At 60.4% G+C, this 9,365-nt stretch carries 10 protein-coding genes; 3 read left to right on the plus strand and 7 right to left on the minus strand.

Annotation, left to right across the window (positions count from 1 at the left end; genetic code table 11):
- Nucleotides 1–82: 82 nt before the first annotated feature.
- Genes F6X37_RS34615 through F6X37_RS34630 form a run of 4 tightly spaced genes read right to left on the minus strand, consistent with a single transcriptional unit; the run spans nt 83 to nt 3,329 of the window.
- Nucleotides 83–1,195 carry a baseplate J/gp47 family protein gene (locus F6X37_RS34615; RefSeq protein WP_187614511.1) on the minus strand — a complete coding sequence of 371 codons (1,113 nt, stop codon included), beginning with the start codon at nt 1,193–1,195 and terminating at the stop codon, nt 83–85.
- A 17-nt stretch (nt 1,196–1,212) separates the two neighbouring features.
- On the minus strand, nt 1,213–1,647 hold the full coding sequence (locus tag F6X37_RS34620) for a phage GP46 family protein (protein ID WP_316252031.1): 435 nt from the start codon (nt 1,645–1,647) through the stop codon (nt 1,213–1,215).
- A 10-nt stretch (nt 1,648–1,657) separates the two neighbouring features.
- The gene (locus F6X37_RS34625) at nt 1,658–2,293 is read right to left on the minus strand and encodes a phage baseplate assembly protein V (RefSeq protein WP_187614512.1); all 636 of its coding nucleotides are present in this window, start codon (nt 2,291–2,293) and stop codon (nt 1,658–1,660) included.
- Nucleotides 2,265–3,329 (minus strand): phage baseplate assembly protein, encoded by a 1,065-nt coding sequence (locus F6X37_RS34630; protein WP_187614513.1) that lies wholly within the window; start codon nt 3,327–3,329, stop codon nt 2,265–2,267. The genes F6X37_RS34625 and F6X37_RS34630 overlap by 29 nt, the downstream gene beginning before the upstream one ends.
- A gap of 85 nt (nt 3,330–3,414) precedes the next feature.
- Here F6X37_RS34630 and F6X37_RS34635 point away from each other — a divergent pair, with 85 nt between their 5' ends.
- Complete coding sequence (locus F6X37_RS34635; RefSeq protein WP_187614514.1) at nt 3,415–4,713, plus strand: PIN domain-containing protein; 1,299 nt, start codon at nt 3,415–3,417, stop codon at nt 4,711–4,713.
- On the opposite strand, the gene F6X37_RS34640 is transcribed toward F6X37_RS34635, so the two are convergent.
- Nucleotides 4,714–4,974 carry a hypothetical protein gene (locus F6X37_RS34640; protein WP_187614515.1) on the minus strand — a complete coding sequence of 87 codons (261 nt, stop codon included), beginning with the start codon at nt 4,972–4,974 and terminating at the stop codon, nt 4,714–4,716.
- Here F6X37_RS34640 and F6X37_RS34645 point away from each other — a divergent pair.
- Together F6X37_RS34645 and F6X37_RS34650 are read left to right on the plus strand one after the other, a co-directional pair.
- Nucleotides 4,974–5,549 (plus strand): hypothetical protein, encoded by a 576-nt coding sequence (locus F6X37_RS34645; RefSeq protein WP_187614516.1) that lies wholly within the window; start codon nt 4,974–4,976, stop codon nt 5,547–5,549. The genes F6X37_RS34640 and F6X37_RS34645 overlap by 1 nt on opposite strands.
- A 304-nt stretch (nt 5,550–5,853) precedes the next feature.
- Nucleotides 5,854–6,726 (plus strand): hypothetical protein, encoded by an 873-nt coding sequence (locus F6X37_RS34650; protein ID WP_187614517.1) that lies wholly within the window; start codon nt 5,854–5,856, stop codon nt 6,724–6,726.
- A gap of 107 nt (nt 6,727–6,833) precedes the next feature.
- On the opposite strand, the gene F6X37_RS34655 is transcribed toward F6X37_RS34650, so the two are convergent.
- Both F6X37_RS34655 and F6X37_RS34660 read right to left on the minus strand, forming a co-directional pair.
- Nucleotides 6,834–8,174, minus strand: a complete 1,341-nt coding sequence (locus tag F6X37_RS34655) for a DNA circularization protein (RefSeq protein WP_187614518.1) — start codon at nt 8,172–8,174, stop codon at nt 6,834–6,836.
- Nucleotides 8,175–8,178: 4 nt separating this feature from the next.
- Nucleotides 8,179–9,365: lytic transglycosylase domain-containing protein (locus tag F6X37_RS34660; RefSeq protein WP_222945029.1), on the minus strand; the 1,187-nt coding region annotated here is incomplete at its 5' end.

A 9,365-nucleotide genomic window follows, 5' to 3' on the forward strand; every position in this document is an offset into this window, starting at 1 on the left:
GTCCAGACGCGTCCACGCGGTAGCAGTCGCCGCAATGCGCCTGCGTAGTCCGCGCGGCTGTAGCGCGCCGGGTTCATGTCAGTTACGACCACGTAACCTCACCGGGCACCGCGAGCGCACCGGCCGGAAGCATCACGTCGTCAGTCGGCGCGAGAATGAGGAAATCATTGATGCCGGAGACGGCGGCAATGGCCGACCACAGATGCGCGAGAATCAGGAATCCGCCCGGTTCGCCCTCGCTTTTCATCAGTCCCGCGATAGCGTCGAGCGCGGCGTCCTGCCTGTCGGGCGCCACGCCACGAATACTGATATCGACCGGGTACGGCTCCGGCGCGACGACATACACCAGCGCGGTAACGGGCCGCAATGGATAGATTGCGTTCGCGACGGTGAGCTGGTCGCCAGTCGCGGGCGTGTCTCTTGTCTCGGCTGACGCGACACCGTCTGTTCCCTGCGGGAAGCCATCATGCTGCGCGTTCGCCTCATCGAGCATCACGAACACGATGACCGTACCCGCACCGTAGCCGTTGCCCGTACACCATGCGCGCGTGACGCCCGGAACGTCGAGCGCCCATTCCACATAGTCGCTCGCCGCGCCGCCCTGCGGCGGGTTCTGGTAGACGAACAGGACACGCGCACGGTAGGCATCGTTCGATTCAATGTCCGCGCCGCCCCGGAATGCCGTTGCGGCAACGCCGGTCGAATCGATACCCGGAATCGCGCTGGCGAGCGTGAATTGTGTCCCGGCCGCGCAATCGCCGTTCAGGCCTGCCAGTCCTGCGGGGTCGGGGTTCGCGGTCGCGGCCACCGTGACCTTACCGGCTTCGACGGTAGCCGCCGCAGTGACCGTGTAGGGCAATCCGTCGCTGCGCTTCAGTCCCGTTCCTGCATTGACCGGTACGCCTTCGGTGCCGGTGAACGTGACGAAGCCAGAGGACTGCGCCGCACTCTTGCGCAATACGCCCTTGAGCGCGCCCCACGCCTCGAGGAATTCATCCGTCGCCGTGAACGGGGTAGCCTGCAACGCGATCCAGTCGAGATACCCATAAAGCATGTGGGCGAGCCCGGCCTGAATGTCGCCGACCACATGCAGATTCGAGAAGCGCAACAGGGCATCGGCACCCGGCAGGTTCGCGTTCAGATCCTGCGCAACCTGATTGCGCAGGGCCGTCAGCGTCGGTCGTGAAAAAGGCATTCGCCTTCACAGCAGGGCTAGATTCGCGTCCACACGCTGGGGAAGCTCATCGCGACGCGCGTCCCATCGCGGCGGTTCGCGACAATGGCCAGGTCGAGCCGGTTTGGTGTAATCCACTGCGGCGTAATCTCGAAGCGCGCCACCACGCCGTCATCGAGCATCCACTGCAGCGCCTCGCTCGCGTAGTCGCCGGCGCGCTGCGCCACGTCGCGCGGTCCCTTGACCCGCGAGAGCAGCCACAGGCGCGAGCCGATCGGGTAGTCGGCACTGTCACCCCACCAGCCGCGCCGGTCGCCGTCCGGTGTTTCGTCGCTCGGCAATGCCAGCCGGTCACTAAAGAGGCTGATAAGCACGGCGGTCTGCAGGTCATCGCCGGATTGCAGGGACGCGCCCGCAAGCATCCAGTCGCCGCGCATGTCCGGTACATTCCAGACGGTCGAGATGTCAGCCACGGCGCAAGGCTCAAAGCTGCGGTACAGGTGGATCGCTCGTAACCGTGTCGCCGCCGCCCTGCACTTCCGGGACCGGGTGATGGTGCGAGTTGTAGACGGCGCGCGAGTTGGCGGCGGTGTGCAGGTTGGTCGCGCTGTTGTCACGCATGTCGCCCGCACAGGTGATATTGCCGTCGCCCTCGATGTCCCCGGTGCAGTGCAATAGCGGCGAATCGGCGGTGATCTGCGGGGTATTGGTGATCGTGACAGGTTGCCCGCCACCGTTGACGACGATCCCGGCAGCGGACAGATAGACCGATTGCCCCTTGTCGTCACTGATGCATACCTCGCCCGGTGCTAGATTGCGGAAGCGGTACTGCTGGTGTCCGCACGCGATCACGACTCCGTTCGTACGGTCGCCACCGAGAAAAACAGCAATAGCGTCACTGCCTGCTGGCGGATTCGACTGGAACCCGTATTCCGCGAGTCGCAGCGTGCCGTCGCGTGTCTCGCTCGCGGATAGCTGCATCTGGACGAGCTGGGCCGCGCCGCCATCATCCACGCGCGTAAGCCGCCCTCGTCCGAGCGAGCGAACGAGATTCCAAAACAGGTTTTCCACTGCGGGTATCCAAGCGGCGTTAATGCTGCGCGAGCGCGGCAGCAGCATCCGCAGGCAACGGCAGATAGAGGATCGGTTCGGGCCGGAACGCTTCCGGGGGCATCAGTGTGATTTCGCAGCCGGTGCCGCTTGTGTCGCGCCGGTAGGTGACTTCGCCAATCGTCCACTTCGCGCCGTCGATCACCTTGAGTTGCGGCAATGACAGCGCGGCCAGCGTGTTCGGCGCGTAGAGCGCGCCGCCGCTGTCGCGCCATGACGTGGCCGTGATCGTCACCACATTGCCGCGCCCAATGCGCCGGTTGCATTCCCATAGCGCGTGCGCGTTCGACACGTCCGCGCCTGCGTCGCCGTTCTGCGCAATGAACGCCTTGGGACGGAAACGCGGCATGGTGTCATCAGCCACCGTGTATTCGGCGAGCGGCTGCTGACCGGCATCCGTGAAAATGCCAGTGCCTACCAGATAGACACGGTATCCGCTGAAGCGCTGCGAGATATCGCGCGTATAGCTCGCCTGTTCGACATTGACGCCCATCGCGAAACCGCCCGCCGCCTCAATGGTCGAAAGCGGCCCGATCACCAGATCACCGTCCGCATCCTCGTAACACAGTACCTGTGCGAGCTTGCACAGACGGTCGATGGCGGCATACGGTGATTCCCCGACATTCAGGCAGACCTGCGGGTGCAGCATGCCAGGCGTGAGCGCCTTGACGTTGATTCCGAACGGCTGCGCGAGTTGCGCCGCAATGTGGGCGGTCGCCATGTTCACGAACTGGAACGAATCGAACTGCGCAGCGCAGTCCACCAGGTCTTCGCACTTGCCGCGCCCCGATATCGACAGCGTGTGCGTTGTCGCACTGACCGCTTCCGTCACCCGGTCAACGTAGCCGGTGATGACCGCGTCCGCGCCGATCTTCACGACGCAGGGGTCGCCTTCCATAACGAGGACCGTTGTCGTGTCCGGAAAGCGCTCGGTCATCGAGATATCGAAATCAGCCGGGATACGCTCCATGCCGCGCGTGATGCGCACGCTTTTCCAGCCCGAGATGCTCGCCCCGTTGACGGTCAGGGAAACATCGTCGTTCATGGGAGAGTGATATTATTCGACGCTGTCGGCTAGTGCATCCATTCCGTCATCATCACCGACCGCGACTGTCGCCTAGCCGCCGCCATTGGACGAATTCACCCGAAAGAGCTCCATGCCGCCAAGAAAAAAACGCAAGACGCTGCACGTGTTATTCGATACCAACGCCATCCTCGCAGATAGCTTTGAGAACCTTATCAGCAGAAAAGCTGCTGATACGATCACGGACCACTCCAAACATGGAGATTTGGACATCATTTGGATACTTCCCGAAGTCGTTCGACTCGAGCGCGAGTACCAGATGCGAGATAAATTCCGTCATGTTCTATCACCTACGAGGCAGGCCGAACAGCTACTCGGCGCAAATTGGGGAATTTCTCAAGAAGGCATAGACGCGGCAATTGCGACACGGATCGACCAGCAACTAGCCGCCTACAGCATACTCACTAGAACGTGCAACGCTGCCCTTGTAGATCTCAACCAGATCACCCACGATGCAGCCTTTAGAGTACCCCCATTTGAACCCGGACCGACGGAGAAGGGTTTCCGCGACGCAATCCTGTGCGAAACCTTTTATCAGTTGACCAATAGCCTTTCAGTCAATGAAACGGCAGTCCTGGTTTCCAATGACAAGCGTGTCCAACTCGCTGTCGGTGCACGTATGCCCAACGCTCGCGTTCTTGAAAACATAGAAGGACTTCGCGACGAAATAAATCTCCGAGTCGGTAACGTAGACGCTCAAACAGCGAGCTTGATTGAGAGGAAGGCATCAAAGCTGATGTTCGACTTTTCAAACGTTGACGACCAGACGGCATTATGGAACCGTGACAACCTATACAACAAGATTTGGGCCAAGTTCCAACAAGAAATTAACGAGCTATGGGATAACTCGAACGCTTCCGTCACTGAGAACATCCTCGCGCCGACACGGTTGGTAAAAAAAGAAGGCACCCGCGTCTTTTTTTCGACCGTGTACACGGCCAATGGCCAAGCCACTGTCTGGGTTCCTGATACATCGCCCGCAAAATCCCCTAACGCCGGTGGCTTGCCCGGCCTAGGCAGCTATAGCGATCTTAGCGACGACTACAGGCGGATGATCGCATTAAGCAATGCAAACCCGCTAATCGAGCCTGCCAGCGGATCGGCCTATGTCACCTCTTACAATGTCAGCGATTCGAGCAAGGCGCTAATGAAACCGGCCACCACCGCCTTTCTGTCGTTAATGGCGGCACCACAGCATGGTAAATGGATAACTACACCCGTACCTGCAGCCAACGTGTCGATTTTGTGGTCAGCAACACTGTCAAAACAGATGCGACTCACCCGTGCTAAGGTTGACGATCTCTTACTTCTAAACGTATCTGTACCCAGCGACGACAATCCCTAATCAACGGATATGAGGAACTTGCACGTTCAGTGAGGCGCTGAAAGCTGTTGGCGCAAAAGCGGGATGAACCGGTGCCGCCTGCCGTACCAGCGTGTCGTACCTTCCCACGTCTTGATAGAGCCGTTGCGCAAGCACGAGTAGCGGCATCGGCTCCGGCGTGATGACCATCCGCATGCTCGTGCGTTTCGGCACTCTGCGCGACTTGCTGGCTGCCCTTTTGCCACCGATAATCGTCCAGTCATAAAAAAAAGGAGAATCCAATGCAAAGCGCTGATATCGCTGCATGGGTGCAGGGCATGGGCTCACTACTCGCGATCATTGCGGCAATCAGTATCTATGCCAAGCAATACAAAGATAAACAGGCCGACGACAAGAACGAAACGCGGGCGTTTGTGGAAGCGATTCGCGACGAAGTCCAGGCGGCATGGAGTTCCTACTGCATCGAGATACACCCGTGGCTACAGAGTCTGCCGGATGGGGAGCCTTTCAACGTCACCTATCCTGTGTTAACCGAGAGGTTCACGATCTACGAGAACGGGGCCTCAATCGTGGGAAAAATAGACGACCCTGAACTACGCCGCATGATTGTCAAAACTTACTCCCTAGCGATGGGCCTGATTGCCTCCTTCCAACTTAACAACTCTCTGCTAAACGAACGCAATCAACTGTGGCTTCTTTATCAAGGCCCTAACCGGGATGACGTCCTTGCGGCTCGCGAAAAGGGTCTCCGGGACTACGCAGCCAAATTGAAAGAGCGTGACCTGTGGATAACAGAGGCCGTTGCCGCGCTTCTCTTGCGCACAGATCAATGGTTGTCAAGTCAACCTGAGCAGTAGCCTTGCATCGCAATTATGCAGCGGTCCGCCAGACAACAATCTCTCATTCGCCGCTGCTTTCCGGAACGCGTCATTCGCCGGAGTATGATTGAACAACGGTGATGTGGGCCATTGACATGTCAATCCGGCCTGTAACGCGCCAGCAAGCCAAACCTAACCCAAGAGTATGCGACACTCACGTTCGACCAAAAAATTAGCGTTTCTCCCGGGAAAAGAGGTTATCGCACGCGGAGGCACGCCCACTTATCGTGTGATGGTTATGGATCCGCGCGGCAGCTATCCGCGCGGAGTCCGATACGTCCCCATGGGCTTCTTTTACGCCGATGAACATATTGCCTTTTCGTTGGTACATGGAGGCGATTGGGACGACATCTTCGAGGAAGCACCGTATTCCGAGTTTAATTGGGCGTCACCAGAGGAGCTGCGCCTTATGGCGTCGTTGGTGCTATGCGAACTGCGAGACGATGCATATGTTAGCCTCTACCCAGTGGTTCGATATAGCCCCCGGATCGACGCACTCGATCTGGATCTAACTTGCCCGCTGACCGTACATCGGGTGCGAGAGTTGATACTGAATACCATCCATGAAGGGCAGTCCCCATTCGGTCCACATCATCGGCTTCTTGGGCTTCACGGCAAGAAGTATGATGTCGTTCCTGCCGAGCGTTACGGATTCGACCGGCTATTAAAATTCTGGAATGCGCTTTCTGACGCGAGTTTGGTGTTTTTTCGAGGGATATATACGCTCATCAAAGCAGACATGCTTCGCCAGCATTACGAATTCAACGAAGAGGCGATATTGTCGCTATATATCGCACTTGACGCGTCGTTCAGCCTCGTGAAGCTCCATCTAGAGCACAAGGGAACGAGGGAGCCAACAGCTCATGATGCTGCCGTTTGGCTACACCATCACTTTGACGCGCCGTTCGGACTGGAAGCTCCGAAGGCGACGGAGAAGTATTTTGAAACGTTTTATGAAGAACGAGTAATGACGATGCATCCGGCAAGCAGGTATGGCGATCTACCCTACGCACCCATCATGCACGACGACATTCCTCACCTGCGCCGGTCGTTGCGGGAAATTTTTGCCTACCTTCTACTTGAGGAGCATGGTGCGGACTTTCACGCGGACGTTCAGGAACACCTCGCGCGATATCCCAACACTACCGGGTCTTGATGGCGCGTACGGTATAACAAACCTTCGCGTCAGAGAAGCATAACGATTGCTCGGGCTCGGTGACAGTCGATCACGAGAGGTTGCCCCGGCAAACTCCTAGTCACGGGTTACGTCAATGAAGCGCTAAACACGGTTGGCGCAAAGGCAGGATGAACCGGTGCGGCCTGCTGTAGCAATGCATCGTAACGCGTCACGTCCTGATAGAGCCGTTGCGCAAGCACCAGCAGCGGCATCGGCTCCGGCGTGCTAACCGTCTGCATTCTCGCAAGCGACGCGCCGCGCGTGGTCACGTCCTGCACCACGGCAACCTCAAGCGCGCGCAGTGCGCCATAGGTCGCATCATCGCCCGCATCGCCTGCGATCGTGATCTCCATATCGAGCGCATCGCATACCGTTGAACGCAAGGTTTCGGCGTCCTGGATCGATGCGAGCGCATAACCGGTCGTGCTCTCCGCGAGCGCGATAACTGCGCTGCGACGGTACAGCAATGTCGTGAGCCGGTTTACTGCGGTGAGCGCCGCCGTCGCCCGCTTCTGCGGGTTGATGGACGACTGTAACGCGACAAGCGACTGCACGGCCTGATGCGGATCGGCATTCGCGATCTGTACGGCTCTGACAAGCGCCTGTGTAGCGTCAGACATGCCGGGCCAGTCCGAGACAGTCGCGGCGCTCGCCAGCGCTTTTCCCGCGACACCTGCGGCGGTGCGCGCCTGCGCTCCCGCGCCGATCAGGTCCTGTATCGTCGTTGCTGGTTGCCGCACGGCGGCGGTGAACTGGCCCACGAACCGGCCATACCGGCCTTTTAGCGTCGCGACCATCGCAACCAGGCTCGTCGCGCGCTGCGTGATCGCCTGCGCCTCGACGACGAAGTTCTGCGCAGTGCGTTCGATCTCGCCGACTACGGCCGGGGACGACAGGACAGCGGAAACCGTATTGAAGAAGTCCTGCGCCACTGCCGCGAATGCGGCGACTGCTGACAGGCCGGTCTGTGCCTGCGTCGCAATCGCCAGCGTGGGAAACTGCTGTGCGCCCGACTCGATGAACGAAAATCGCAGCTCAAAATACCGGCCCCGTTCCGAACGTTCCTCGCACTCGAACTCGATCAGCGCGACATTCAGCCGCCCAAGCGACGGATGCACCAGTTCGCCATCGGCGCTGTCACTGTCGCCGGGCTGCTCGCATGCGCGGATCATCGCCGCGCGCTGCGCGATCACGTCGCCGCCGCCAGGGGTACCCAGATAGGCGGCATCCTGAAGCAGAAAACCGCTCAGGCTGATGCGCCGTCCTGCGCGTCCGAGGTCCTCGACCCATACCTCGTCGCGGTACGGATATTCATGCGTGACGTTGCGACGGCCGACCTTCAGCGTCGAACCTGTCACGCCGAACGGCACGCCCCGCCATGAGGCGGCCTGCAACGCGCTGAAGAACGGATGGTCGGCCACAGCCATCCACCTAGCCGAGCGCTTCCATCGGGCGGGCGATCTTCAGACCGGCAGGCGTGCGCGTCTTTACGGTCACGCTGCCGTCGCGCGCGACGTGGACGTGATTGTCAACGTGAACCACTGGCGCGGGCGCGTTCTGCATGGTCGCCGCCGCGCCGGGGGCATTGAGCGAAGCCACGTCCACGCCCGGATCGAGCGACGGCATGTGCGCGAGGACACCGGGCGCATAGTTGCGCGTTTCTGCCGGGGCGTTCGCGAGTCCCTTGCGGTCCAGATTTCCCTCGCCCCAGTTATAGGCTGATAGCGCGTAGGTCAGGTTGCCGCGATAGCGCGCGAGCAGACCGGCCATCTTGCGCGCCGCCGCGTCGGCGGCCTGTGCCGGATTGAACGCGTCGATGCCATATTCGCGTTCGGTTGCGGGCATGAACTGGAACAGTCCCCGCGCGCCGGCAGGACTCACCGCCATCGGTTTGCCGCGCGATTCCTTCTGCGCGATGGCTGACAGCAGTCCGGCAGGCAGACCGTAGCGCGCTTCGGTGCCGGCGAAATTGAGCTTCTGGGCCCACTGCGCGACAGCAGGACTGAGCGGCGCCCCCATTTCGCCGGTTGCGCGCGCTGCGCCGGGCACGGTCTCCGCACGCTGGACGTTTGCCGAACCGGGCCACACGCCACCCGTTGCCGCTTCGGCCGCCCGGATGCGCCGGAGCTGTTCGTCCTCGCCTGTGTTGAGGTTTTCGCTATGCAGACCGAGAAACGCGCCAACGGTCGCAGGATTGACGAAGCGCAGCAATCCGCCCACCCCGCGCGCCGCCGCGCCCGCAGCGACATACGATCTGCGCAGCAGCACAAGCCGCGCGATCAGCATGCCGATGCTGGCGATGGTCGAGACCACCGACAGCGCGAAGCCGCCTACCATGTAGGCCGCCATCGCGACGGCGGCGACCTTCCAGCCGCCGAGGGCATCCACCACGCGACCGACCCACGACGCCAGGCTGATCAGGCCGGTCACAGCATCCGTGACGCCCTGTGCAAATCTGCCCCAATCGACCGAGGCGAGCCAGCGCGCAAGCCGTTGCGCAAGCTCCACAATCCGCTGCGCGATCAGTTCGCGGTTCTTCGCAATCCATTCGGTAAAGCGGTCAATCATCGGGCCGAACACCGGCGCGAGACTGTCTGCAATCGATGCTTTGAGCCCAT

The sequence above is a fragment of the Paraburkholderia sp. 31.1 genome (genome assembly GCF_014397645.1).
Lineage (GTDB): Bacteria > Pseudomonadota > Gammaproteobacteria > Burkholderiales > Burkholderiaceae > Paraburkholderia > Paraburkholderia tuberum.